23 protein-coding genes are annotated in these 25064 nt (G+C 40.9%); 21 read left to right on the top strand and 2 right to left on the bottom strand.

Annotation, left to right across the window (positions count from 1 at the left end; translation table 11 throughout):
- Position 1 precedes the first annotated feature (1 nt).
- Genes NSQ71_RS10690 through NSQ71_RS10675 form a run of 4 tightly spaced genes read left to right on the top strand, consistent with a single transcriptional unit; the run spans position 2 to position 3426 of the window.
- Positions 2 to 1627, top strand: coding sequence for a nitrite/sulfite reductase (locus tag NSQ71_RS10690; protein WP_340733937.1), 1626 nt, complete (start codon positions 2 to 4; stop codon positions 1625 to 1627).
- Positions 1628 to 1640: 13 nt separating this feature from the next.
- Positions 1641 to 1862 carry a DUF3906 family protein gene (locus tag NSQ71_RS10685; protein ID WP_339209959.1) on the top strand — a complete coding sequence of 74 codons (222 nt, stop codon included), beginning with the start codon at positions 1641 to 1643 and terminating at the stop codon, positions 1860 to 1862.
- A gap of 14 nt (positions 1863 to 1876) precedes the next feature.
- Positions 1877 to 2656, top strand: coding sequence for a uroporphyrinogen-III C-methyltransferase (gene cobA, locus NSQ71_RS10680; protein WP_339209957.1), 780 nt, complete (start codon positions 1877 to 1879; stop codon positions 2654 to 2656).
- On the top strand, positions 2653 to 3426 hold the full coding sequence (locus NSQ71_RS10675) for a sirohydrochlorin chelatase (RefSeq protein ID WP_339196605.1): 774 nt from the start codon (positions 2653 to 2655) through the stop codon (positions 3424 to 3426). The genes cobA and NSQ71_RS10675 overlap by 4 nt, the downstream gene beginning before the upstream one ends.
- 154 nt (positions 3427 to 3580) lie before the next feature.
- Here the strand turns inward: NSQ71_RS10675 and NSQ71_RS10670 are convergent, their stop codons facing one another.
- Positions 3581 to 5287: an Rqc2 family fibronectin-binding protein gene (locus NSQ71_RS10670; protein WP_340733936.1), complete on the bottom strand. Its 1707-nt coding sequence runs from the start codon at positions 5285 to 5287 to the stop codon at positions 3581 to 3583.
- 128 nt (positions 5288 to 5415) lie between these two features.
- Between NSQ71_RS10670 and NSQ71_RS10665 the strand changes: the two genes are divergently transcribed.
- From NSQ71_RS10665 to spoVM, 15 genes are all read left to right on the top strand, one after another.
- Entirely contained in the window at positions 5416 to 8088 is a 2673-nt protein-coding gene (locus NSQ71_RS10665; RefSeq protein ID WP_340734426.1) for a calcium-translocating P-type ATPase, SERCA-type, read from the top strand.
- Positions 8089 to 8182: 94 nt separating this feature from the next.
- The gene (locus NSQ71_RS10660) at positions 8183 to 9058 is read left to right on the top strand and encodes a YicC/YloC family endoribonuclease (RefSeq protein WP_339192956.1); all 876 of its coding nucleotides are present in this window, start codon (positions 8183 to 8185) and stop codon (positions 9056 to 9058) included.
- Between the two features lie 22 nt (positions 9059 to 9080).
- Positions 9081 to 9344, top strand: coding sequence for an extracellular matrix/biofilm regulator RemA (gene remA, locus NSQ71_RS10655; RefSeq protein ID WP_063388456.1), 264 nt, complete (start codon positions 9081 to 9083; stop codon positions 9342 to 9344).
- 12 nt (positions 9345 to 9356) lie between these two features.
- Positions 9357 to 9980 carry a guanylate kinase gene (gene gmk / locus NSQ71_RS10650; RefSeq protein WP_063388455.1) on the top strand — a complete coding sequence of 208 codons (624 nt, stop codon included), beginning with the start codon at positions 9357 to 9359 and terminating at the stop codon, positions 9978 to 9980.
- A complete protein-coding gene (rpoZ, locus tag NSQ71_RS10645; protein WP_063388646.1) occupies positions 9980 to 10180 on the top strand; it encodes a DNA-directed RNA polymerase subunit omega in 201 nt (66 codons plus the stop codon). Before gmk ends, rpoZ begins: the two co-directional genes overlap by 1 nt.
- Positions 10181 to 10253: 73 nt before the next feature.
- Positions 10254 to 11465 (top strand): bifunctional phosphopantothenoylcysteine decarboxylase/phosphopantothenate--cysteine ligase CoaBC, encoded by a 1212-nt coding sequence (coaBC, locus tag NSQ71_RS10640; protein WP_066246562.1) that lies wholly within the window; start codon positions 10254 to 10256, stop codon positions 11463 to 11465.
- Between the two features lie 3 nt (positions 11466 to 11468).
- Positions 11469 to 13880, top strand: a complete 2412-nt coding sequence (gene priA, locus NSQ71_RS10635; RefSeq protein WP_327847733.1) for a primosomal protein N' — start codon at positions 11469 to 11471, stop codon at positions 13878 to 13880.
- Between the two features lie 77 nt (positions 13881 to 13957).
- Positions 13958 to 14893: a methionyl-tRNA formyltransferase gene (fmt, locus tag NSQ71_RS10630; protein ID WP_063388452.1), complete on the top strand. Its 936-nt coding sequence runs from the start codon at positions 13958 to 13960 to the stop codon at positions 14891 to 14893.
- Positions 14890 to 16236 (top strand): 16S rRNA (cytosine(967)-C(5))-methyltransferase RsmB, encoded by a 1347-nt coding sequence (gene rsmB / locus NSQ71_RS10625; RefSeq protein WP_144597707.1) that lies wholly within the window; start codon positions 14890 to 14892, stop codon positions 16234 to 16236. Before fmt ends, rsmB begins: the two co-directional genes overlap by 4 nt.
- Positions 16233 to 17297, top strand: coding sequence for a 23S rRNA (adenine(2503)-C(2))-methyltransferase RlmN (gene rlmN / locus NSQ71_RS10620; RefSeq protein ID WP_144597706.1), 1065 nt, complete (start codon positions 16233 to 16235; stop codon positions 17295 to 17297). Before rsmB ends, rlmN begins: the two co-directional genes overlap by 4 nt.
- Before the next feature lie 4 nt (positions 17298 to 17301).
- Entirely contained in the window at positions 17302 to 18060 is a 759-nt protein-coding gene (locus NSQ71_RS10615; RefSeq protein WP_063388449.1) for a Stp1/IreP family PP2C-type Ser/Thr phosphatase, read from the top strand.
- Positions 18054 to 20021: a Stk1 family PASTA domain-containing Ser/Thr kinase gene (pknB, locus tag NSQ71_RS10610; protein WP_340733935.1), complete on the top strand. Its 1968-nt coding sequence runs from the start codon at positions 18054 to 18056 to the stop codon at positions 20019 to 20021. The genes NSQ71_RS10615 and pknB overlap by 7 nt, the downstream gene beginning before the upstream one ends.
- A gap of 18 nt (positions 20022 to 20039) precedes the next feature.
- The gene (gene rsgA, locus NSQ71_RS10605; protein ID WP_327873781.1) at positions 20040 to 20924 is read left to right on the top strand and encodes a ribosome small subunit-dependent GTPase A; all 885 of its coding nucleotides are present in this window, start codon (positions 20040 to 20042) and stop codon (positions 20922 to 20924) included.
- A gap of 2 nt (positions 20925 to 20926) precedes the next feature.
- Positions 20927 to 21574, top strand: a complete 648-nt coding sequence (rpe, locus tag NSQ71_RS10600) for a ribulose-phosphate 3-epimerase (RefSeq protein WP_327847729.1) — start codon at positions 20927 to 20929, stop codon at positions 21572 to 21574.
- 220 nt (positions 21575 to 21794) lie between these two features.
- Entirely contained in the window at positions 21795 to 21875 is an 81-nt protein-coding gene (gene spoVM, locus NSQ71_RS10595; RefSeq protein ID WP_063388445.1) for a stage V sporulation protein SpoVM, read from the top strand.
- Positions 21876 to 22548: 673 nt separating this feature from the next.
- Here the strand turns inward: spoVM and rpmB are convergent.
- Positions 22549 to 22737 carry a 50S ribosomal protein L28 gene (gene rpmB, locus NSQ71_RS10590; RefSeq protein ID WP_340733934.1) on the bottom strand — a complete coding sequence of 63 codons (189 nt, stop codon included), beginning with the start codon at positions 22735 to 22737 and terminating at the stop codon, positions 22549 to 22551.
- Between the two features lie 238 nt (positions 22738 to 22975).
- Here rpmB and NSQ71_RS10585 point away from each other — a divergent pair, with 238 nt between their 5' ends.
- On the top strand, positions 22976 to 23338 hold the full coding sequence (locus NSQ71_RS10585) for an Asp23/Gls24 family envelope stress response protein (RefSeq protein WP_063388443.1): 363 nt from the start codon (positions 22976 to 22978) through the stop codon (positions 23336 to 23338).
- Positions 23339 to 23355: 17 nt separating this feature from the next.
- On the top strand, positions 23356 to 25023 hold the full coding sequence (locus NSQ71_RS10580) for a DAK2 domain-containing protein (protein WP_340733933.1): 1668 nt from the start codon (positions 23356 to 23358) through the stop codon (positions 25021 to 25023).
- The last annotated feature ends 41 nt before the right edge of the window (positions 25024 to 25064 follow it).

The following is a 25064-nucleotide window of genomic DNA, read 5'->3' as shown; positions in this document are numbered from 1 at the left end:
AATGGCACAAGAAAAAGTATGGGCAAACAATGAGAATTTAAATAAGTTTGAATTAAAAAAGCTTGAAAAAGACGGATTGGACATTTTGGAAGAAATCGACACCTTTGCGAAAAACGGCTTTGCTTCCATTCCGGAAGAAGATTGGGATTTGCTCAAATGGGCCGGGCTGTATCTTCAACGTCCAAAAAAAGACGGTTATTTCATGATGCGGGTGAAAGTGCCGACGGGAATATTAACCTATGATCAAGTCGTTGCGCTCGCAGGGATTTGCAGAGATTTTGGCCGGGATCTATTTGATATTACAACTCGTCAGGCCATTCAGTTCCATTGGCTGGAAATCGAGAACATTCCGGAAATATTTAGACGCTTGGATGAAGTCGGCCTAACAACGGTAGGCGCCTGCGGCGACATCGCCCGCAACGTGATTGGAAATCCTCTTGCTGGCATTGACCCGGAAGAGCTTTTGGACACAGAGCCGATTGTGCGAGAAATTCATCAATTTTTCTATAAAAATAGAGATTTTTCCAATTTGCCAAGAAAATATAAAATTTCGATTAGTGCAAGCTACTACAATTCCGGACATGCAGAAATCAATGATTTAGCTTTCACACCAGCTACAAAAGAGATTGACGGAAAGCTTGTGAAAGGCTTTCATGTAAAGGTCGGCGGCGGACTATCATCAAAACCGCATTTGGCCCAACCATTGAACATTTTCGTAACCCCGGATAAAGTGAAGGATGTTGCCATTGCGGTGACAACCATCTTCCGCGATTACGGCTATCGTGAGAAAAGACACCGCGCCCGTTTAAAATTTTTAGTTGCCGATTGGGGTGTAGAAAAATTCCAAGAAAAACTGCTTGAACTGACAGGTCCGCTTCCGGAAAGAGGAAACGATGAAACAAAAGGCTGGAACGCAGGATATTTTTACGGCGTTCATCCGCAAAAGCAAGAAGGCTTGAATTACATTGGCTTTAATGTTCCGCTCGGAAGACTTTATTCCGAGGAAGTGCTGGAGATCGCCAGAATTTCCAAAAAATATGGAAATGGACAAATCCGGACTTGCAATACACAAAATATTGTGATTCCGAACATTCCGGATGATCAAGTCGAAGCTTTGCTGGCAGAAGAAATTTTTCAAAAAGGCAGAATTACCATCAAGCCGAAATCATTCATTGGTTATGCCGTTTCCTGCACTGGAACGGAATTTTGCAACCTTGCGCTTGTTGAAACGAAACAGCGGATGAAGACAATTGTGGAATATTTGGATCAACAATTAGAATTGGATGTACCTGTTCGGATGCACATTACAGGCTGCCCGAATTCTTGCGGTCAGCGGCAAATCGCGGACATCGGTCTGCAAGGCGTTATGATGAGAACAAAAGATAAAAAAATGGTCGATGCCTACGAAATTCATGTTGGCGGAACGCTTCTTGATGGCGGCCGATTTAATAAAAAATTGAATGGAAAAATTGAGGCAGAGAAGCTTCATTTCGTATTGAAAGATTTTCTGCAATATTTCAAAGAAACGAAGCTGGCCGGTGAAACCTTTTTAGAATATTATGATCGAGTCGGCATTGAACCTTTGCAGGCGAAGCTCGATGAGATTTTGGAACCTCTCGGAGCTTAAATGGGGTGTCAGCATGTATTTATATCGCTTTCTTGTTAAAACGAAGGAGAAGGAAATTCCAGTTATCATCGCGGCCGAAAATGATTTGAAAGCATTCGAGCAAGTAGATGTGGAGCTTGAAAAATTTTATTTAAAGGTTCTTGACATTGAAGATATTACGTTGTACGAAAAGAAAAAAATACGAAAAAGTGCAGGGTTTGTGATTGATGAAAGCGACGTGACGCTCTGTACGTAGTGGGGGAGATCAGCGTGGGAAAAGTTTATATTGTCGGAGCAGGCCCAGGGGATCCAGAGTTAATCACAATAAAAGCGATGAAGGCGATTCAGAAGGCGGATGTGATTTTATATGACAGGCTTGTCAACAAAGAGCTCCTTGCTTATGCAAAAAAAGAAGCGGATCTCATTTATTGCGGCAAATTGCCAAATTACCATACGATGCGCCAAGAGACGATCAATAAGTTTTTAGTGAAGTATGCCCAAGCAGGCAAAATCGTAACTCGGCTTAAAGGAGGCGACCCCTATCTGTTTGGCAGAGGGGGAGAGGAAGCGGAAGTATTGGTTCAAAAACGAATTCCTTTTGAAGTGATCCCCGGGGTTACGGCTGCTTCCGCCGCTTCCGCTTATGCTGGCATCCCGCTTACGCATCGCAGCATCAGCGCTTCTTGTGCGTTTATTACCGGGCATAGAGCAGGGGACCGGAAAACAAAAGAGGAAACGATTCATTTGATGAAGGCGGCGGACACCGTTGCCGTCTATATGGGTGTGAAAAATATTCCGGAAATCCAAGACATGATGGTCCGAAGCGGGAAGGATCCCAATACACCTGTTGCCTTTATTGAATGGGCAACTACGGAAGAACAGCGCACAGTAACGACAAACGTGAAGGAAATGGCGAAATCGGCAAAAGAAAATTGTATTTCTAATCCATGCATGATCATTATCGGCGAAGTCGTTCGTTTTCATGACCAGTTGAACTGGTTTGAGAAGCAGATGAGCAACATCGATTTTACAACAGGTGTTTCGTTATGAAAAAAGGGGTTCTGTATATCTTTCACGGCAGTCGGTTGCGAGATTCTAGAGAAGAGGCGATTCATTTTTTCAATGACGTGAAGGCGAGCCTGCCATACGAGATTCAAGAAATCTCTTTCCTTGAGCTTGCAAAGCCTACCATTGAGGAAGGATTTGCATCCTGTTTCGCAAAAGGAGCTGCTCATATTGCGGTAATCCCAGTGCTGTTATTAGCTGCCGGCCATGCCAAACAAGATATACCAGCTATTCTTTCGACATTGCAGACAAAGTATCCGGAAGCAATGATCTCCTATGGCATGCCTTTTGGCGTTGATGAATTGATGCTACAGGCGGTGGAAGACCGAATTAAACGCGTTTTGAATAGACCGAAAAAGTCTAGAATGATTTTGATCGGTCGAGGAAGCCGCGATGTGGAAATGCAGCAAGATTTTTTAAGGATTGGCCGCATGCTTGAAGAGCGATTGGAAGTACCGGTGACGTGCTGCTTTTTAACCGCAGCTTCTCCTCTTTTTCAAGATGTTGTTCAATCCGTTCCAAAAATGACGGAAGAAGAAATAATTTTTGTGCCTTATTTATTGTTTACAGGTCTATTGTTAAAAGGAGTTCAAAAGGAAATCGAGCAATTGAAAAAGGTAACGAATAAAAATATTATGTTAACTGATCATATCGGAAACCATTCGGCTGTAAAAGAACTGCTTCGCTTCAGAGTTGAAGAAGCGTTTGCAACAAGAGAAGAGAATAAATATTTGAAAAAGGAAACCGTGTTATGAATGGTTTCCTTTTTCTCTGTACTGAAATGAGGCGTACATAATTTTTCAAGATTAGAGCTAGTGAAGGCGACATTCCCGATGATCAACGTTGTTAATGGAGTAAGAGTTTCATAAAAGAAGCTTATAAAAGCAGAAGGAGAAGCAGAAAAAACGTCTATTGTTTTTTCAACTTCAGCACGAGCTCTTCATCAGGCGTCACATAGACCGTTTGCTGATTTTCATATATGACAAACCCAGGCTTGGCGCCATTCGGTTTTTTTACATAGCGCACTTTTGTATAATCGACAGGTACGGAGCTTGACTGACGCGCCTTGCTGAAATAAGCTGCAAGATTCGCTGCTTCTAAAATGGTCTGTTCAGATGGATCCTTTTTTCGGATCACAACATGGGAGCCGGGTATGTCCTTTGTATGAAGCCAAATATCGTCTCTAGCAGCAACCCGGTTTGTCAAGTATTCGTTTTGCTTGTTGTTTTTGCCGACTAATATTTCAACTCCGTCGCTGGACAGATAAGTTTCCAATACTGGTTTTACGTTTTTCTTCTTCGGGTGGTTCGCTCTTTTTTTCAAATATCCCCCTTCGATCAATTCTTCTCGAATTTCCTCTAAGTCTTTAGGGGAAGCCGTTTCAAGCTGTTGGAGAAGCCGGTCAAAATATTCGATTTCTTGTTCTGCTTTTTCGATTTGTGATTTGACAACTAAAACGGAATTTTTGGCTTTTTGATATTTTTGGAAATAACTTTGCGCATTTTCGGAAGGAGTTTTCAAAGGATCAAGCGGAATTTTGATCTTTTGTCCATCCTCGTCATAATAGTTGATCACTTCGACTTCTTTATCCCCTTTTTTCACAGCATGCATGTTCGCTGTCAATAGTTCGCCGTAAAGCTGCAGCGTATTTGCTTTTTCAGCCTCTTTGAGCGTGTGTTTTAACTTTTGGATTTTCGTTTCATTCTTTTTTCGCTCGTTGATGATGAAGCGTTCTAAATCCTGCCCTTGCTGCTTCACTCGATCGCGTTCCGCTTTCGAGTAAAAATATCGGTCTAGCAATTCGCTTATGGTAGAAAATGTTTTCCTTTCTCCTTTTACGTGCTCTAAAGGCAAAATATAAAAATATTCTTTATTTAAAGTTTTTGTCATTTGCGGAACAATGCTTCCGCTTTTTATTTGATTTAAAACGGACATAAGCGTTCTGGCAACCGATTCCTTATTGGCGATTCCAGAGCGGTAGACGATTTCTTTTGCCAACAGAGGCGAGATGCCAGCAAATTGGTCGACAATTTGTTTTTCAAATTTTCCTGAAAACAGATCAATTTTTTTCAAAACCGTTTCTTCTGAAGCATGAAAAGGATTCAATTTGCCTTGGTCTGGAGGAAAAACATATGCGTGTCCGGGCAAAACAGAGCGATGGCGATTGACTGCAGCTGATACATGTTTGATGCTGTCAATGATCATCTTCTTTTCTTGATCGACTAAGATGATGTTGCTATGTTTTCCCATGATCTCGACAAATAATTGTTTCCTGGTGATATCCCCTAATTCATTGCGGGATCTCATTTGCAGCATGACGATTCGATCAAGTCCGACCTGGCTGATTTCCTCAATGATGCTTCCTTCCAAATGCTTTCTTAAAACCATACAGAACATCGGCGGTTCTTGCGGATTATCATAGTTGGAGGCTGTAAGATGAATGCGCGCAAAATTGGGATGATTGGATATAAGCAGACGATAATTTTTACCTTTCTGACGAATTTGCAAGATAAGATCGTGCTTAGAAGGCTGATGAATTTTTGTGATTTTTCCGCCTTCAAGCTCTTGTTTCAATTCTCTTTGAACACAATATGTAAAAATGCCGTCAAAAGACATATTTGCTCACCCTTTTTCCATGAAGTCCAAGAAAAAACTTACTAAATTATAACATGTTTTAGGACAAGGCTGAATATGTTGTTCTTAGAGCGTGTATCAAAAGGTGAAAAGGGGTGAAACAGAAATTCATGAAATGGCATGAATTGACAGAACAAGAAGCAATTCAATCATTGAATGTCGATATAAAAAAAGGATTATCAGAAAAAGAAGCAGAAAACCGCAGAAAAAAATTAGGATACAATGAGCTTGCAGAAGGAAAACGGCAATCAAATCTTTTGTTATTTTTCGGCCAGTTTAAAGATTTCATGGTTCTTGTTTTAATTGCGGCAACCGTCATTTCCGGCCTTTTAGGAGAGTATATTGATGCAGTTGCCATTATTGCGATTGTGATTTTGAACGGAGTTCTTGGATTTATTCAAGAGAAAAAGGCAGAGAAGTCTCTTGCTGCATTAAAAGAACTGTCAAGCCCGCAGACAACTGTATTGCGCAGCGGGAAGTGGGTGAAGATCCCTTCAAGAGAAATTGTCGTAGGGGACTGCATTAAATTTAAAAGCGGCGATCGAATCGGAGCTGATGTGCGTCTCATTCAGGTATCAAGCCTTGAAGTCGAGGAGTCGGCACTAACTGGCGAATCCGTCCCTGTTGGAAAACATACACGCCCATTAAAAGGGAATCAAGGATCCGTTGGCGATATGCAAAATATGGCCTTTATGGGCACGCTTGTAACAAGAGGAAGCGGAGTCGGCGTTGTCGTGGCTACAGGCATGAAAACGGCAATGGGGCAAATTGCAGATTTGCTGCAAACCCAGGAGCAGCAATTGACACCGATGCAGAGAAAATTAGAAGAGCTGGGCAAAGTTTTAATTGTTGTAGCTCTTCTCTTGACGGTATTAGTAGCAGGAATCGGAGTCATGCAAGGACATGCTGTTTATGAAATGTTTTTGGCGGGGGTCTCGCTGGCAGTGGCGGCGATTCCTGAAGGCTTGCCGGCGATTGTTACGGTTGCATTGGCATTGGGCGTCCAGCGGATGATCAAGAAAAATTCAATTGTCCGAAAGCTTCCAGCTGTTGAAACGCTCGGATGTGCAACCGTCATTTGTTCAGATAAAACAGGAACAATGACTCAAAACCAAATGACTGTGACAGACATTTGGATAAGCAATAAATCATGGAAGGTAACAGGTGCGGGCTATCAGCCTGCTGGGGAGTTTTTTGAAAACGGAAAAAAAATTGATCCGGCTGCTCATAAACCGTTGAAGCAAATGTTAATGTTTGGAATGCTTGCTTCAACATCTGATATTATTGAAACAAATGGAGAATATTCCCTTGATGGCGACCCGACGGAAGGTGCGTTGATCGTGGCTGGCATGAAAGCGGGGCTGGCAAAATCAAAATTATTGAAGCAATTTCATATTATGCGAGAATTTCCTTTTGACTCCGACCGAAAAATGATGTCCGTCATTGTTCAAGATAAAGACGGAAAATGCTTTGCAGTTGCAAAAGGAGCTCCAGATGTTATATTAGAACGTTCGACACATGTTCTTTGGCACGATAGAAAAGAACGTTTAACGGAACAGCGAAAAAATGACATTCAAAAGGCGATTTTTCATCAGGCAAACGAAGCATTAAGAACGATAGCAGTTGCATACAAACCGCTTCATACAGGATCTCTACCCCAAGCTGAAGCGGAATCTTCTCTTATTTTCATTGGCATACAAGGAATGATTGACCCGCCAAGACCAGAAGTGAAACAAGCGGTGAAGGAATGCGGTGAAGCAGGCATTAAAACTGTCATGATAACAGGCGATCATGTTATTACCGCACAAGCTATCGCAAAAGAACTAGAAATATTGCCGCCTAACGGTAAAGTAATGGACGGATCATCTTTGTCCAAGCTCACGATTGAAGAATTGGAAGAAGTAGTTGATGATATTTACGTATTTGCCAGAGTTTCTCCGGAGCATAAATTGAAAATTGTGAAAGCATTGCAAAACAAAGGACATATCGTTGCAATGACTGGAGACGGCGTAAATGATGCCCCGGCAATCAAAGCGGCAGACATAGGCATTTCGATGGGAATGAGCGGCACCGATGTGGCAAAAGAAGCTTCCTCTCTTATTCTCGTTGATGATAACTTTGCCACCATTAAAGCAGCGATTCAAGAAGGGCGCAATATTTATGACAATATCAGGAAATTTATTCGCTATTTATTAGCATCAAATGTAGGAGAGATACTAGTTATGTTATTTGCCATGATTTTAGCATTGCCACTGCCGCTTGTTCCGATTCAAATTTTGTGGGTGAATCTTGTAACAGATGGCCTGCCGGCTATGGCGCTTGGCCTTGATCCTGCAGAAGAAGATGTGTTAAAAAGAAAGCCTCGCGATCCGAAAGAAGGGATTTTTTCGAGAGGGCTTGGCTGGAAAATTTTATCTCGCGGGTTTTTAATCGGGCTGTCCACACTACTTGTCTTTTACTTCATTTATGAACGGAATACAGAACAGCTTGCCTACGCGCAAACAGCTGCTTTTGCAACACTTGTTTTGTCCCAATTGATTTTAGTGTTTGATTCAAGAACGGAAAAAACGATTTTTGACCGGAATCCTTTTAGCAACATTTATTTGCTGCTGGCAGTCTTTTCATCCATAATCTTAATGCTTGTTGTCATTTATTATGAGCCGCTTCAACCGATTTTCCATACAACGCCTATCATGGCTCGAGATTGGCTGTTTATTTTCGTCATGTCCGCTCTGCCGACATTTTTGCTGGCAGGATCAATTTTAACAAGAAAAAAACGATAAGTTATGTTATAATTTTTTCAGGTGATAGATGCTATTCTATGACCTTTCTTTTTTTCTTTTGTTTTGAAGGCGACGAAAGAACGGATGTGGTACAATGGTATTAAGCATGACGGGATTTGGCCGCTCGGTAAAAACGGTGCAGCAGATGCAAATAACAGTTGAGATGAGATCGGTCAATCACCGGTTTTGTGAAATCAGCGTGCGGATGCCTAAAAATTTTTTTTCGCTTGAAGAAAAAATAAAGAAAGCCGTACAATCTTATATAAATCGAGGACGTGTGGAATTGTACATCACGGTCAGCGGAGAGGGTCTTTTTTCCAGAACCCTAAACGTTGACTGGTCCCTTGCCGCTCAATACATAGACGCTTTGAACGAAATGAAACGCCGTTTTCATATAGATGATTCCATTCGTTTCATGCACCTTTTGCATGATGAACATATTTTTGAAATTCAAGAGGTTGCGAATGAAAATGAAGAGCTTGAATGTATGATGTTAGAAGCTGTTCATGAAGCGGCCAATCAACTTCTGGAAATGCGGGCTGCAGAAGGAAGCAAGCTAAAAGAAGACTTGCTTGAGCATTTGGAAGCGTTAGAGCAAATCATAGAGCATATTCAATCAAGAGCCAGTATTGTCGCAAGCAACTACAGAGATAAATTGCAAAAGCGTTTATCCGAGTTTATAACAGGGAATATTGATGAGAATAGAATATTGTTGGAAGTGGCAATTTTCGCTGACAAATCGGATATTACGGAAGAATTGACAAGATTAGAAAGCCATTTGAGCCAGTTTCGAAAAACGATCGAAAAAGATGAACCGATAGGGCGGAAGCTTGATTTTATCGTACAAGAGATGAGCCGGGAAGCCAATACGATCGGAGCTAAAGGGAATGATTCGGCCATTTCTGCTTTCGTTGTGGAATTGAAAACTGTTATTGAAAAATTAAAAGAGCAAGTTCAAAATATTGAATAAAGGCTTTTTAGGGGGAAAAATCATGGGAATTAAATTAATTAATATTGGCTTTGGCAACATCGTTTCAGCAAGCCGCATCATTTCCATTGTAAGCCCCGAATCGGCTCCGATAAAGCGGATGATTCAAGATGCAAGAGAACGAGGAATGCTTATTGATGCGACATATGGAAGAAGGACGAGAGCAGTTGTTATAATGGATTCTGACCATATTATATTGTCTGCCGTCCAACCGGAAACAGTTGCTCAAAGGCTTTCCAATAAAGATGAGCTGTCTGATGAAGGGTAGGGTAAATTTGAAATGCAATTAAAGAAAAAAGGTTTGTTAATTGTTTTGTCTGGACCGTCCGGAGTGGGAAAAGGCACTGTTCGCAAAGCGTTGTTTGCACAAAAAGACGTCAATTTTCAATATTCGATCTCAGTGACGACGAGAACCCCACGGGAGGGTGAGAAGGACGGTGTAGATTATTTTTTTAAAACACGCGAACAATTTGAACAGATGATTAAGGAAAACAAACTGCTTGAATGGGCAGAATATGTTGGGAATTATTACGGTACACCCGTTGAATATGTAGAGAAAACACTTGCAGAAGGAAAAGATGTTTTTCTAGAAATTGAAGTTCAAGGGGCTCTTCAAGTTAAAAAGGCATTTCCTGACGGGTTGTTTATATTTTTACTCCCGCCTAGCCTGGAAGAACTGAAAAATCGAATTGTCACGAGAGGAACAGAGTCAGCTGACTTGATCAATAATCGGATGAAAAAAGCAAAAGAAGAAATTGACATGATGGATTATTATGACTATGTTGTTGTTAATGATGAAGTGAATCTTGCCTGTGAAAAAATTAAAGCGATTGTGACTGCTGAACATTGCAGAAGGGAAAGAGTTGCACAAATGTACAAAAAATTTTTGGAGGTTGAGTCTTGATGCTTTATCCATCAATTGATTCCCTATTAAACCGTATCAATTCAAAATATACACTAGTAACTGTAGCAGCAAAAAGAGCGCGGCAAATGCAGCAAAACAATGACCAGCAATTGGAAAACACGGTATCTGTAAAATATGTCGGAAAAGCGCTGGAAGAAATTGATGCAGGGCTGCTTAATTATGAAAAGATTGAGAAATAATAGCTGCTGTCATAACAACCTACTTGATAGGTTGTTATTTTTTTAAAAAGCTGAGAAATAGGAGGAGAACAAAGTGGCACGTCCGAGACGTATTTTATTGTGTGTAACGGGAGGAATAGCGGTTTTCAAGGCTGCAGCTTTGACGAGCAAGCTGACACAGGCGGGTTTTGATGTGAAAGTGATCATGACAGAATCTGCTACGAAATTCGTCACCCCTTTGACGTTTCAAGTACTATCGAGAAATGAAGTGTTTTTAGATACTTTTGATGAAAAAGATGCGAAAGTGATTGCACATATCGATTTAGCCGACTGGGCTGATTTAGTGCTCGTAGCTCCAGCAACTGCCAATATCATTGGGAAACTTGCCTCAGGGATTGCCGATGATATGGTGACAACGACACTGCTGGCGACAACTGCACCGGTTTGGATTGCTCCTGCAATGAATGTACATATGTATGACCATCCGGCTGTAAAACGCAACATTGAAACGCTTTATCGGGACGGCTATCAGTTTATTGAACCGCAAGAAGGACATCTTGCATGCGGTTACGTTGGCAAAGGCCGCCTGGAAGAGCCGGACAAAATCGTTGAACTCATTCAAAACCATTTTTCCGATCAAACGAAGGTACCTTCCGTCTTGAATCAGAAAACAATTATCATTACTGCGGGGCCGACAAGGGAAAAAATAGATCCTGTCCGGTTTTTCTCCAACCATTCAAGCGGAAAAATGGGCTATGCGATCGCCGAGCAGGCGAAGGAGCTTGGAGCGAGCGTAATTTTAATTTCCGGTCCGACTTCTCTTGCGCCGCCGGCCGGGGTGACATTTGTGCCAGTTGAAAGTGCTGAAGAGATGTATCATGAAGTGATGAACCATTTTGACAAAGCCGACATTGTGATTAAATCTGCCGCAGTTTCTGATTATCGGCCGAAACAAACATTTGATCAAAAAATGAAAAAAAAGGACGGCTCATTAGTCATTGAATTGGAACGTACGGAAGACATTTTAAAAAGACTCGGCGAGAAGAAAGGAACAAAATTGCTGGTAGGATTTGCGGCGGAAACGGAAAATGTTGAACAATATGCGCTGCATAAGCTGAATGAAAAGAACTTGGATTTAATTGTCGCCAACAATGTAAATGAACCAGGAGCAGGATTTCAAAAGGATACAAATATAGTGACGATTTTTCATAGAAACGGAGAAAAGAAGGCGTATCCGCTTATGTCTAAAAAAGAAGTGGCAAATGCAATTTTAAGAGAAATTGAAAAGCTTTTGAAAGGTGAATAGATAATGCGGTATGCAAGCGTTGTTGTGGATGTCCCGGCAAAAGGCACGGACAAGCTATTTGACTACGAAATTCCAAATAAATTCGCTGGCGTAATCCAGCCTGGCATGAGGGTCATCGTTCCTTTCGGCTCCCGCAAGCTTACTGGATTTGTCGTTCAGTTAAAAAATGAAACAGATATTGACAGTGTGAAACCGATCCATTCGCTTTTTGATCCGGAACCGGTATTAAATCATGAACTGTTAGAGCTTGGCGCATGGCTTAGTGAAACGACTCTTTGCTATAAAATCACCGCTTTTCAGGCAATGCTTCCGGCTGCGATGAAAACGAGGTACATAAAAGAAATCAAGCCATCGAGCTCCGCTCAATTGGAGGATTTGCCTGAAGAGATCAGGACTGCTTTCGAAAAAGGAGGGCCTCTTTCATGGGAGGATTTACCTTCATCGCTTGTCGCCGTCGTTCAAAAGGAGATTCGGAATGGGAATTTGCAAATCGATTATCGTGTCGAACAAAAGCAAAAAAAACGGCTTGTGAAATATGTAAAGCCACTTTTGCCGGTTCGTGAGCTTGAAGAACAGCTTCAGCATTTGCCAGCTCGCGCCCATAAACAGAAAGAGGTTATTCAATTTTTAATTGATCATCCTAATCCGATTTTATTAACGGAGTTGACGAACAGCATACAAGGAGCTTCAATTGCCGTCAAAGCGTTAATTAAAAAAGGTATTTTGACAGAGGAGCAAGTAGAAATTTACAGAGATCCTTATGAGCATAAACAGTTTCCGAGAACGAAGCCTTTACCGTTAACTGACGAACAAAAACGTGCAATGGAGCCGATTTTAGACAAGCTGAATCGACACGAGCACGAAGTATTTTTAATGTATGGGGTCACGGGAAGCGGCAAAACGGAAATTTATTTGCAAGCGATCGAGAAGGTATTGAATGAAGGAAAAGAAGCGATCGTGCTAGTACCTGAAATATCGTTGACTCCTCAAATGGTTCAGCGGTTTAAAAGCAGATTTGGCAGCCAGGTTGCTGTTCTTCATAGCGGGTTGTCCAGCGGGGAAAAGTTCGATGAATGGCGGAAAATTTACCGGAAAGAAGCGAAGCTTGTCGTCGGGGCGAGATCAGCAATTTTTGCCCCGTTTCAAAATATCGGCATCATTATTATTGATGAAGAGCATGAAACTAGCTATAAACAGGAGGAAAGTCCTCGGTATCATGCAAGGGACGTTGCCATTTACAGAGGGAAATATCATCAATGTCCAGTCATTTTAGGAAGCGCCACTCCGACGCTTGAATCATTTGCGAGAGCACAAAAAGGCGTTTATACGTTGTTAACTTTAAAAGAACGCGTCAACCGCCGTCCTCTGCCGGAAGTCCATATTGTCGACATGCGGGAGGAGCTGAGAAACGGCAACCGATCGATGTTTTCAAGAACGTTGTTTGAAAAGCTGACAGATCGCTTGAAGAAAGGAGAGCAATCTGTACTTTTATTAAACAAGCGCGGCTATTCTTCCTTCGTCATGTGCAGAAATTGCGGACATGTCATAGGATGTCCTCATTGCGATATTTCCCTTACTTATCATCGGCATGGGGAAAAGCTAAAATGCCACTATTGCCAATTCGAAACAGCCATGCCGTCGCGATGCCCAGAATGTGGAAGCGAGCATATCCGCTTTTTCGGAACAGGAACTCAGCGTATCGAGGAAGAGCTCAACAGGCTTATCCCGGAAGCGCGTGTCATACGGATGGATGTCGACACGACCAGCCGTAAAGGAATGCATGAAAAGCTTTTAAACGCATTCGGCGAAAAAAAAGCAGACATCCTGCTTGGAACACAAATGATTGCAAAAGGATTGGACTTCCCTGATGTCACATTGGTCGGAGTGCTTTCGGCTGACACGATGCTCCATCTTCCTGATTTCCGGTCTGGAGAAAAAACGTTTCAATTATTAACGCAAGTAAGCGGAAGAGCAGGCCGGCATGAGCTTCCGGGGGAAGTGGTGATTCAAACTTATACGCCTGAGCATTACTCCATTCAATTGGCAAGCTTGCATGATTTTGAAACATTTTATCGACAGGAAATGAAAATGAGAAAATCTTTTGCCTATCCGCCCTATTATTTTCTCATTCTCATTACCGTTTCCCATCCAAATGCGATAAAAGCAGCTGAAGTAACGGAGAAAATTGGACAATATTTAAAGCTTCATTTATCAAATGAGGCGCAGATCCTCGGTCCTGTCAGTTCGCCAATACCGAAGATGAAAGATAGATATCGATTTCAATGCATGATAAAATACAAACGGGAAAAAAACTTGTATAAAACACTGAAATTATTGTTCGAGCATTATGAAGAGGACATGTCGCAAACGGATTTAAAATTGATGATTGATCTAAATCCGTATACCATTCTATAAATTGGTTATGTAAATTGTTAGCATCATATCTAGTTTTTAGATGTCGATGAGTTGGAAACAATAGAAGGGAGATATGTATGGCGAAAATTATATTTATGGGCACGCCTGACTTTGCTGTACCAGTGCTAAATCGAATCGTAAAAGACGGTCATGACGTTTGTGCGGTTGTCACACAGCCAGACCGCCCGAAAGGAAGAAAAAAACAATTGACGCCTCCGCCTGTAAAAGTGGCTGCAGAACAACATAACATTCCAGTGTTTCAACCTGAAAAAATCCGTCACAAAGAAGAAATAGAAAAAATTTTGGCGTTAAAACCCGACTTAATTGTAACGGCTGCTTTTGGTCAAATTTTGCCAAAAGAGATTTTGGACGCACCGAAATATGGCTGTATAAATGTACATGCTTCTCTTTTGCCTGAGCTGCGAGGCGGAGCACCCATTCATTATGCCATCATGCAAGGCAAAAAGAAGACGGGAGTTACGATCATGTATATGGTGGAAAAACTGGATGCCGGAGATATTTTAACACAAGTCGAAGTTCCAATTGATGAAAGGGATACGGTTGCTACATTGCACGACAAATTGAGCGAAGCAGGCGCCAATCTTTTATCACAAACGATACCGAAAATTTTAGAAAACAGCATAACTCCAATTCCGCAAGATGAAACGAAAGCCACATTTGCCTGGAATATTCAAAGGGAACAGGAAAAAATCGATTGGACGAAAAGCGGTGAAGAGGTGTACAACCACATTCGCGGGTTAAATCCTTGGCCAGTTGCCTACACGGTTTTGAACGGAAAGACGATTAAAATTTGGTGGGGAGAAAAAGTGAAGAAAGAACACCAAGCAGAGCCTGGAACAATTGTTTCCGTCGACAAGGACGGTTTCGTTGTTGCAACAGGAAATGACGTTTCCATTAAAATTATTGAGCTTCAGCCGTCCGGAAAGAAAAAAATGAGCTGCGAGCAATTTTTAAGAGGAACGCAAATTGAAATAGGGATGACATTCGAATGAAAAAACGAAATGCAAGAGAACTAGCAATGGATTTACTAGTGGCCATCGAAGAAAAACAAGCATACAGCAACCTGCTGCTAAATACATGGATTGATAAATATAAATTGGAGCAAAAAGATGCTGCTTTATTGACAGAGCTTGTCTACGGAACCATCCAGCGGAAGCTGACTCTTGATTACTATTTATCGCATTTTCTAGAGAAAAAGAAAAAAATTAGCAATTGGGTGATCCAGCTTTTAAGAATATCGCTTTATCAAATGGTGTATTTAGATCGGATTCCTGACCGCGCGGTTCTTTATGAGGCAGTGGAAATCGCCAAAAAGAGAGGACATAAAGGGATTGCGGCTCTAGTAAACGGTGTTTTGCGAAATATACAACGAAAAGGCCTCCCTACCATTAAAGATATACAAGATCCGATTGAGCGTACAGCGGTAAAGACAAGCGCTCCGAAATGGCTTGTCGAACGGCTTGCGAGTCAATACGGGTTTGAGAATGCGGAAAATATATTATCCTCACAGCTTTTGCATGCTAAACAAACAGCTAGAGTGAACAAGCTGAAAACGACAGTTCCTCAGGCGATCGCTGCTTTGGAAAAAGAAGGAATAAAGGCGGTAAAGGGAAAGCTGGTTGATGAGGCCATCGAAGCTGTAAAAGGAAATTTAGCGAATACGAGCCTCTATCAAAAAGGTTGGTTCACCATTCAAGATGAAAGCTCGATGCTCGTCTCGCTAGCTTTACATGTAAAAGAAGGAGAGCAAATTTTGGATGCATGTGCAGCACCGGGAGGGAAGTCAACTCATATTGCAGAGCTTTTGAATAATACGGGTAAAGTCGTCTCCCTAGATTTGCACGAGCATAAAATCCAGCTCATCGAAAAACAAGCATCAAGGCTTGGGCTCTTGAATGTAAACGCAAAAGTGCTGGACAGCCGCAACGCCTCGGAGCATTTTCCGCCAAACAGCTTCGACAAAATTTTAGTGGATGCACCGTGCAGCGGATTCGGTGTCATAAGAAAAAAACCGGAAATAAAATATACGAAAACAGAAGAAGATATTCTTTCTTTAACATCAGTGCAAAAAAAGATATTAGCTTCCGTAGCTGATTTGGTGAAGCCTGGAGGTTTGCTTGTTTATAGCACTTGCACAATAGATAAACAAGAAAATGAGGAGATGATAAAATATTTTTTAAAGGAGCATGATGACTTTCAATTAGATGAGACGTTAAAAGATCGAATGCCGGAAAAAGTTCGACAATACGTCGAAAACGGCTTTGTGCAAATTTTGCCGCAATATTTCAATACCGACGGATTTTTTATCGCGGCTTTGAGAAGGAAGGTACAATGATGGACAAGATGCAAGTAAAACCATCTATTTATTCGTTAAAATATTCCGATTTAAAAGAATGGCTTGAACAACAAGGAGAAAAAGGCTTTCGAGCAGCACAAATTTTTGATTGGCTGTATAAAAAACGCGCTGCCTCTTTCGATGAAATGACCAATTTGCCAAAGTCATTGAAGGAAGCATTGGCGGAGCATTTCGATTTGACAACATTGAAAACAATTGTTAAGCAAACGTCAAAAGACGGCACGATGAAATTTTTGTTTGAGCTCCATGACGGCTATTCCATTGAAACGGTGTTAATGAGGCATAATTACGGAAACTCAGTATGTGTGACAACACAAGTTGGCTGCCGAATCGGGTGCACCTTTTGCGCTTCCACATTAGGTGGATTAAAACGAAATTTATCTGCGGGGGAAATTGTAGCTCAAGTCATAAAAGTGCAGCAAATTTTAGATGAAATCGGCGAACGAGTCAGCCATGTCGTCATAATGGGGATTGGAGAGCCTTTTGACAACTATGAAGAAATGATGTCATTTTTAAAAATCATCAACGACGAAAAAGGATTGAACATTGGCGCCCGCCACATTACTGTTTCAACGAGCGGAATTATCCCTAAAATTTATCAATTTGCTGATGAAAATTTACAAATCAATTTAGCTATTTCCCTCCATGCACCGAATACAGAACTGCGCACAAAGCTAATGCCGATCAATAAAGCTTTTAAGCTTCCTGATTTAATGAAGGCAGTCAAATATTATATTGACAAAACAGGGCGGCGAATTTCATTTGAATACGGACTGTTTGGAGGCGTAAATGATCAAGTGGAGCACGCACTCGAGCTTGCTGAGCTAATAAAAGATTTAAAATGCCACGTGAATTTAATTCCAGTCAACTATGTTCCGGAGAGGAATTATGTTCGCACGAGCAAAAATCAAATTTTTCGATTTGAACGGACATTAAAGGAACAAGGGATTAATGTCACGATCCGAAGAGAACATGGACACGATATTGATGCAGCTTGCGGACAGTTAAGGGCAAAAGAGCGAAAAATAGAGACGAGGTGAATAAATGAAAACCGCTGTTTTTACTGACAAAGGGAAGGTCAGAACCCATAATGAAGACGCCGCAAGTGCCATTCTTAACCGACACGGGCAAATTTTAGCTGTCGTGGCTGACGGAATGGGTGGCCACCTCGCAGGCGATGTCGCAAGCAGAATGACGATCGAGCATTTTGAAAAAAGCTGGAACGAAGCGGAAAAAATGGAACATCCCGAGCAGGCGGAGCGCTGGATAAACGATCATATTGCCGAAGTCAACGAAGAACTTTTGACATATGCGAATGAACATAAGGAATGTAAAGGAATGGGCACGACGTTTGTCGGCGCCATCTGTACTGAAAGCTTTGCTACAATCGCCCACATTGGCGACAGCCGATGCTATTTGTTAAATAAAGCCGGTTTTGCTCAAATTACCGATGATCATTCATTAGTGAACGAGCTTGTGAAATCGGGACAAATTTCAAAAGAGGATGCGAAAGAGCATCCGCGAAAAAACATTTTATTGAAGGCTCTCGGCACAGAACAATCTGTCGATGCAGATATTAAAACAGTCGGCCTAGAAGTAAACGATTATTTGCTTCTTTGTTCTGACGGTTTATCGAATAAAGTGCAGGAACATGAAATGGAATCAATTTTATCATCCGACCAATCACTGGAAGAAAAAGCGAAGGAATTAATACGGCTAGCAAATGAAAACGGCGGCGATGACAATATTTCTGTCATTATTTATAAACATGTCATCGGCCACGAGAGTGATGGAACATGCTGATCGGCAAGCGGATTAGCGGCCGTTATAAAATTTTGAAAGTGATTGGCGGAGGAGGAATGGCAAACGTTTATTTAGCAAGAGACATTATTTTAGAACGCGACGTTGCCATTAAAATTTTACGATTAGATTTTTCAGATGATGATGAGTTTATACGAAGATTTAGGAGAGAGGCACAATCGGCAACAAGCCTTGCCCATCCGAATATCGTCAGCATTTACGATGTCGGCGAAGAAGATAACATTTACTACATCGTGATGGAGTATGTGGAAGGCAAGACGTTAAAGCAGTACATCCAGCAAAATGCACCTTTGCATCCTAGAGAAGCATTAAATTTAATGGAGCAAATCGTATCAGCCATTGCTCACGCACACGAAAATCAAATTGTCCATAGAGATATAAAGCCGCACAATATACTTATTGACAACCTCGGGAACATTAAAGTGACCGATTTTGGGATTGCTATGGCTCTGACATCAACAACCATTACCCACACTAATTCCGTGCTGGGCTCTGTACATTATTTGTCGCCTGAACAAGCGAGAGGTCAGATTGCAACAAAAAAATCTGACATTTATTCGCTCGGCATCGTCCTGTATGAAATGCTGACAGGCAGGCTCCCTTTTGACGGGGAATCGGCCGTATCAATCGCTTTAAAGCATTTGCAATCAGAAGCTCCGTCTCCAAAGAGATGGAACCCTGAGATCCCCCAAAGCGTCGAAAATATTATTTTAAAGGCGATGGCGAAAGACCCTCTTCACCGTTATTCCTCTGCGGAAGAAATGGGAGAAGATATTCGCACTGCCTTTAATACAGACAGATTAGATGAAAAGAAATTTGAAATACCTGATAACGACGAAAAAACGATCACCCATCCGATTGTTTTACATGATATACCTGAAACTGGGGAACAAACAATCATTCATCATGCAAAGGATCGGCAGCCGTCGGGATTAGAAAAGGAACAAAAGCATGAAAATATTGTAAGCCCTAAGAAAAAAAGAAAATGGCTGAAAATGTTATGGATGGCGACAGCTGTAGTCATCATAGCCATCATTTTAGCACTTCTCGTTCTTCCTAAACTAATCCTTCCAAAAGATGTAGAAGTGCCTGATGTGAGAGGGAAAACATATGAGGAAGCTGTCAACCAATTGCTGAAGGAAGGATTTGATGTCAAAGACACGATTTTGTTGGAAAACGATGAAATTGCAGAAGGATATGTCATAAGGACAGAACCAGAAGCAGGAGAAATGGTAGAAGAAGGTTCTTCTATTATCATTTATGAAAGTGCAGGCAAGAAAAAGGTAACGCTTGATAATTATATCGGGAAGGATATCGAGAGAGTAAGGCAGCTCCTTGAAGTAAAAGGATTTTCCAACATTACAGTATTGGAAGAATATAGCGGTGAAGAGGAAGGAACTGTCATTGACCAATCTCCGAGTGAGGGAGCAGAGCTCATTCCTGATGAAGATGAAATTACATTAACCGTGAGCAAAGGACCGAGAAAAATCACGCTTGCAGATTTAACGGGATACACAGAAGAAGCTGTTAAGGACTATGTGGAAAAAGAAGGTTTATCTTTTTCAAAGAAAGAAGAACATTCCGATGAAGTTCCTGCCGGTCAAGTGATTTCCCAATCACCGAGTGCAGGAAAAAAAGTGCTTCCAGGTGAAAAAATAGAAGTGGTTATTTCCTTAGGTCCGGAAGAAAAGCCGGACAAAAAAGTCGTCCGTGAAGTAGAGATCCCGTTTGATCCCGAAATTCACGGCGAAGAAGCGGAAGTGGGTATTTATATCAATGATGCTGAGCATTCTATCGGTGAACCTTATGAAACATTTAAAATATCAAAGCCTACCAAAAAGAAAATTGAGTTGACGATTCAACCTGGTCAATCCGCTTATTATCAAGTTTTGCTGAATAATGAAGTGGTGAAAACTGAAACAGTTCCTTATCCTGAAAATTAATGAAAAAGGAGGTCATGTATGCCAAAAGGCAAAATTGTTAAAGCGTTAAGCGGATTTTATTACGTATTAGCTGAAAATAAGCTTTATCAATGCAGGGGAAGAGGGGTGTTTCGAAAAAATAAAATTTCCCCTCTAGTAGGAGATGAAGTTATTTTTCAGGCGGAAAATGAAAAAGAAGGCTATATTCTAGAAATTTTGCAAAGAAAGAATGAATTGATCCGTCCGCCCATTTCAAACATTGATCAAGGGATCTTAGTTTTTTCCGCTGTAAGTCCAGATTTTAGCGCCAAGCTGCTGGATCGCTTTTTGGTGTTAATGGAAGCCAAAAACATTCGCCCGATCATTTGTATTACAAAAATGGACTTAATTGCAGATCATGTAATAGATGAAAAGATTCGTCAGTTTGCCAAAGATTATGAAAAAATTGGCTATCCTGTCTTTTTGATGACTACAAAAGAGCCTGAAACAGTTAAACAGGTCATTCCTTATTTAAAAGACAGCATTTCAGTGATTGCCGGGCAATCTGGAGTTGGCAAATCCTCCATGTTGAACTGCCTGGATCACCGTTTGCAATTGAAGACAGGAGAAATTTCCGATCATTTGGGGAGAGGAAAGCATACAACGAGACATGTAGAGCTCATTTCATTGGGAGGGGGACTAGTCGCCGATACGCCCGGATTTAGTTCGCTGGAGTTTACGGGTATAGAAGCTGCTGACTTGCCGAATTGCTTTCCAGAGATAAAAGAATTTAGCATTCAATGTAAATTTCGAGGCTGTCTCCATCAGAAGGAGCCAAAATGCGCCGTTAAAGAAGCGGTTGAAAATGGCGATATTTCCACCTACAGGTACGAACATTATCTTCAGTTTTTAGAAGAGATAAAAGAAAGAAAGCCGAGGTATTAAACATGGTTAAAATTGCACCTTCGATTTTATCCGCAGATTTTTCTAGGTTGGCAGAAGAAATTATTGATGTGGAAAAAGGAGGAGCGGATTACATTCATGTTGACGTGATGGACGGCCACTTTGTGCCGAATATTACGATTGGTCCACTCATTGTGCAAGCGATCCGCCCAGTGACCAAGCTGCCGCTTGATGTTCATTTAATGATTGAACAACCTGATCGTTATATTCCTGCTTTTGTTGAAGCAGGAGCCGACTTGTTGTCCGTTCATGCGGAAGCCTGCCCGCATCTTCATCGAACGATCCATTTAATCAAATCGAATGGAGTGAAAGCAGGTGTTGTTTTAAATCCACATACTCCTGTATCGATGATCGAGCATGTAATAGAAGATGTTGATCTCGTGCTTTTGATGACGGTTAACCCTGGATTTGGCGGACAAGCGTTTATTCCATCAGTCATCAAAAAAATTCAGCAAGTTTCCAGCATCTTGAAAGAAAGAAATTTGCAAGTTGAGATCGAAGTGGACGGCGGCATCAACGCTGAAACAGCCAAATTGTGTGTGGAAGCTGGAGCAAATGTGCTTGTGGCAGGATCAGCCATTTATAATCAAAAAGATCGCAAACAAGCGATCAAATCTATAAGAGGAATGTGAAAGAACCGTTTATATGCGGTTCTTTTCACATTTAAAGGAAAAAATTTTTCATTTTTATGTTGATTCTTCAATAGATGTCAAGTACTTTTTTATTTTTTTCATGCATAAAGATATTGTAAGAAAAGTTGATGAAGACGTTCTAATTAGTATCTAAAATACGGATGATGAATATGCTACTTATAGACGTTTTTTAGATTTCTCATGGGGAGGGTAAATATAAATGAGATTTTATACAATTAAGCTTCCGAGGTTTTTAGGAGGAATTATACGGGCAATGCTCGGTTCATTTAAGAAAGATTAAAGAAGCACCTATCAAGGTGCTTTCTGCTTGTAGACAAAGCCAAATGGTGTGAACTCTACAAGCTTTTTTTATACCAAATTATATTGTGGGGATTTACCATTCTGTTAGAATGTTCATCTTCAACTGGAAAAAATAATAGAGGACCCCGATTAAGTGCATGTTGCCTTCGTTTTTAGCAAACTGTCAACAAATACAGTAAATGGCAGGGATTTTTGTCTTCAATACTAAAAAGCTGCCTCATTTTTCTTCCATCTTTTTTGTGTAAAAAGAATTTTTTTAATTTAAGTAGACTTTATGCGGTTGATTTTGTGTATGCCAAAAGGAACACGGATCGCGCTGAAGAAAGGCAAACTGTTTAAGAAAGTGGAATGTATTCCGATCGTTAATATGTAGTAAATAACCTATGTAGTTTTTTTAGCAGTTTGAAAAAATTTCATGTTAACGTGGATTTTATAGTTGTAGGATTCGCCTAAAAAGAAGAATGTGCTTGAAGAAATGTGACATTGGAAGTGCTTCAAAAGGTGAATAAAGAGTATTGAAACAAAACGGGCAGAAGTTTGTTAAAGCGCCGATTTTTTAAACGCTTATTTTCGAAATACTTTTGATCAGAAGATATCGGGATTCGCCGATTTCTTCTGATCATAATCCAACCTCTTGTCGTCTAACTTTTGTTTTATACACGCTCAACTTTTCCAGATTTAAGAGCACGTGCAGAAACGTATGCACGTTTTGGCTTTCCATTCACAAGAATTCGCACTTTTTGAAGGTTCGCTCCCCATTTGCGTCTTGAAGCGTTCATAGCGTGAGAGCGCGTATTGCCAAAGCTTGTTTTTTTGCCAGTAATTACGCATTTACGAGCCATTTCTATACCTCCTAACTTGCAAGGAAATTGCTATTTTGACAATGTTTCAAGATACTATAATAATGTAACATACACCCTTGATCATTGCAATATAAATTCACCTCACTTTCAAGAATTTACGCTTGACATCATCATGTATTAATGCTCTTATTATGTAGGGAGCCATGACATTTCTTTAAATCCAAATCATCATATAGTAAAATGTTTGTAATGAACGTATGCTAAAGGAGGAACTCGAATGTCCATCGAATTAAAAACGAAATATGGCCAGATCGAAATTTCGAATGATGTAGTCGCACAAGTTGCCGGCGGTGCAGCTGTTGATTGTTACGGAATTGTCGGAATGGCTTCCAAAAATCAAATTAAAGACGGACTCTCAGAAATTTTACGGCGAGAAAATTTCAGCCGTGGAGTGATCGTCCGCCAAGAACAAGAGAGCGTTCATATTGATATGTATATTATTGTCAGCTATGGAACAAAAATATCAGAAGTTGCTCATAATGTTCAAACAAAAGTGAAATATACATTAAATCAAATTCTTGGATTATCTGTCGATTCCATTAACATATATGTGCAAGGGGTTCGTGTTACGAATCCGTAGAGAAGGAGGAAACATTTGTGGCCAATACTTTGCTTGATGGGAAGCGCTTTGCGGAAATGGTGATTCAAGGAGCGAATCATCTATCTAATAATGCGAAAGTGGTGGATGCGTTAAACGTTTTTCCTGTTCCGGATGGGGATACGGGAACAAACATGAATTTATCCATCACAGCTGGAGCAAAAGAAGTACAAAAACATGTTTCATCAAATATCGGTTCTGTAGCTGGAGCATTTGCAAAAGGTCTGTTAATGGGCGCGCGTGGAAATTCTGGGGTTATTTTATCCCAGCTTTTTCGTGGGTTTGCAAAAGCGGTTGAAGGAAAAGAATCGATCAATACGGATGAATTTGCTAAAGCTTTTCAAGCAGGTGTTGATACTGCCTATAAAGCTGTTATGAAGCCTGTTGAAGGGACTATTTTAACGGTTGCAAAAGATGCTGCGAAAAAAGCTGTTAAAACAGCTAAATCAACCGATGATCTGACAATTGTTATGGAAGAAATGGTAAAAGAAGCAAAGGAGTCATTAAAGAGAACGCCTGAGCTTCTGCCTGTCCTAAAAGAAGTGGGCGTTGTGGACAGCGGTGGACAAGGACTTGTATTTATTTACGAGGGATTTTTGGCAGAATTAAAGGGAGAGAAAATTTCCGAATCCCCTAAGCTTCCTTCGATGGACAAACTGGTAAGTGCAGAGCATCATAAAAATGCACAAAGTCATATTAATACAGAAGATATTAAATATGGATATTGTACAGAATTTATGGTTCGGTTTGAAAAAGAAAAAGAGCCGTTTTCTGAAAAGAAATTTCGCGAAGATTTATCCCGGTTCGGAGATTCGCTTTTAGTAATTGCCGATGATGAACTTGTCAAAGTACATATCCATTCTGAACAGCCTGGCGAGGTATTGACATACGGGCAGCGCTACGGCAGCTTATTGAATATGAAAATTGAAAACATGCGCGAGCAGCATAGTACAATTGTCAATAATCAAACGGAAAATGTATTATCTACTGAACCGGCGGCACCCAAAAATGCAAAGTACGGAATTATCGCGGTTGCCATGGGCTCGGGAATTTCCGACCTTTTTACATCAATTGGTGCAACAAAAATTATTGAAGGCGGCCAGACGATGAATCCAAGTACGGAAGATTTTGTAAAGGCTGTCGAACAGTTGAACGCAGAGAATATTATTATTTTGCCGAACAATTCCAATATCATTATGGCAGCCAATCAAGCAGCACAAATAACTGATAAAAATATAAGAGTCATTGAAACGAAAAGCGTTCCTCAAGGATTATCCGCCCTGCTGGCTTTCAATCCTGAACTCGGTTTAGAGGAAAACGTAAAGGCGATGGAGGAAGCAAGCAGGAATGTGAAAACAGGACAAGTCACATATGCTGTAAGGGATACAAGTATTGACGGACTTGCGATAGAAAAAGGAGACTTCATGGGGATTTACGAGAAAACCATCGTCGCAAAAGATAAAAGCAAACTTGAAGCTGCCAAAAAATTGTTGGATCAAATGATCGATGAAGAGGATGAAATATTGACGATTCTCCAAGGAGAAGATGCATCCGAAAACGAAGTAGACCAATTAGTCCAACATGTTGAAAATCATTATGAACATATCGAAATTGAGGTTCATAATGGAAATCAGCCATTATATTCTTATATTTTTTCAGTTGAGTAGAGCAGGAGGGCTTCGGCCTTCCTCTTTTTATTTCACGGTTT

Source organism: Aeribacillus sp. FSL M8-0235, assembly GCF_038000355.1.
In the GTDB taxonomy this organism is placed as follows: Bacteria; Bacillota; Bacilli; order Bacillales; family Aeribacillaceae; genus Aeribacillus; species Aeribacillus composti.
Note: the sequence above shows the minus strand (reverse complement) of the source record. Positions and strands in the feature narration are given on the sequence as shown.

Bases quoted from the DNA above. Each gene is read 5' to 3' on its own strand.
- rpoZ (WP_063388646.1), top strand. From the start codon at position 9,980: ATGCTTTATCCATCAATTGATTCCCTATTAAACCGTATCAATTCAAAA.
- priA (WP_327847733.1), top strand. From the start codon at position 11,469: ATGCGGTATGCAAGCGTTGTTGTGGATGTCCCGGCAAAAGGCACGGAC.
- rlmN (WP_144597706.1), top strand. From the start codon at position 16,233: ATGATGGACAAGATGCAAGTAAAACCATCTATTTATTCGTTAAAATAT.
- spoVM (WP_063388445.1), top strand. From the start codon at position 21,795: ATGAGATTTTATACAATTAAGCTTCCGAGGTTTTTAGGAGGAATTATA.
- NSQ71_RS10670 (WP_340733936.1), bottom strand. From the start codon at position 5,287: ATGTCTTTTGACGGCATTTTTACATATTGTGTTCAAAGAGAATTGAAA.
- NSQ71_RS10685 (WP_339209959.1), top strand. From the start codon at position 1,641: ATGTATTTATATCGCTTTCTTGTTAAAACGAAGGAGAAGGAAATTCCA.
- remA (WP_063388456.1), top strand. From the start codon at position 9,081: ATGGGAATTAAATTAATTAATATTGGCTTTGGCAACATCGTTTCAGCA.
- fmt (WP_063388452.1), top strand. From the start codon at position 13,958: ATGGCGAAAATTATATTTATGGGCACGCCTGACTTTGCTGTACCAGTG.
- NSQ71_RS10690 (WP_340733937.1), top strand. From the start codon at position 2: ATGGCACAAGAAAAAGTATGGGCAAACAATGAGAATTTAAATAAGTTT.
- rpe (WP_327847729.1), top strand. From the start codon at position 20,927: ATGGTTAAAATTGCACCTTCGATTTTATCCGCAGATTTTTCTAGGTTG.
- NSQ71_RS10660 (WP_339192956.1), top strand. From the start codon at position 8,183: ATGGTATTAAGCATGACGGGATTTGGCCGCTCGGTAAAAACGGTGCAG.
- NSQ71_RS10585 (WP_063388443.1), top strand. From the start codon at position 22,976: ATGTCCATCGAATTAAAAACGAAATATGGCCAGATCGAAATTTCGAAT.
- NSQ71_RS10675 (WP_339196605.1), top strand. From the start codon at position 2,653: ATGAAAAAAGGGGTTCTGTATATCTTTCACGGCAGTCGGTTGCGAGAT.
- NSQ71_RS10665 (WP_340734426.1), top strand. From the start codon at position 5,416: ATGAAATGGCATGAATTGACAGAACAAGAAGCAATTCAATCATTGAAT.
- NSQ71_RS10615 (WP_063388449.1), top strand. From the start codon at position 17,302: ATGAAAACCGCTGTTTTTACTGACAAAGGGAAGGTCAGAACCCATAAT.
- gmk (WP_063388455.1), top strand. From the start codon at position 9,357: ATGCAATTAAAGAAAAAAGGTTTGTTAATTGTTTTGTCTGGACCGTCC.
- pknB (WP_340733935.1), top strand. From the start codon at position 18,054: ATGCTGATCGGCAAGCGGATTAGCGGCCGTTATAAAATTTTGAAAGTG.
- rsgA (WP_327873781.1), top strand. From the start codon at position 20,040: ATGCCAAAAGGCAAAATTGTTAAAGCGTTAAGCGGATTTTATTACGTA.
- rpmB (WP_340733934.1), bottom strand. From the start codon at position 22,737: ATGGCTCGTAAATGCGTAATTACTGGCAAAAAAACAAGCTTTGGCAAT.
- rsmB (WP_144597707.1), top strand. From the start codon at position 14,890: ATGAAAAAACGAAATGCAAGAGAACTAGCAATGGATTTACTAGTGGCC.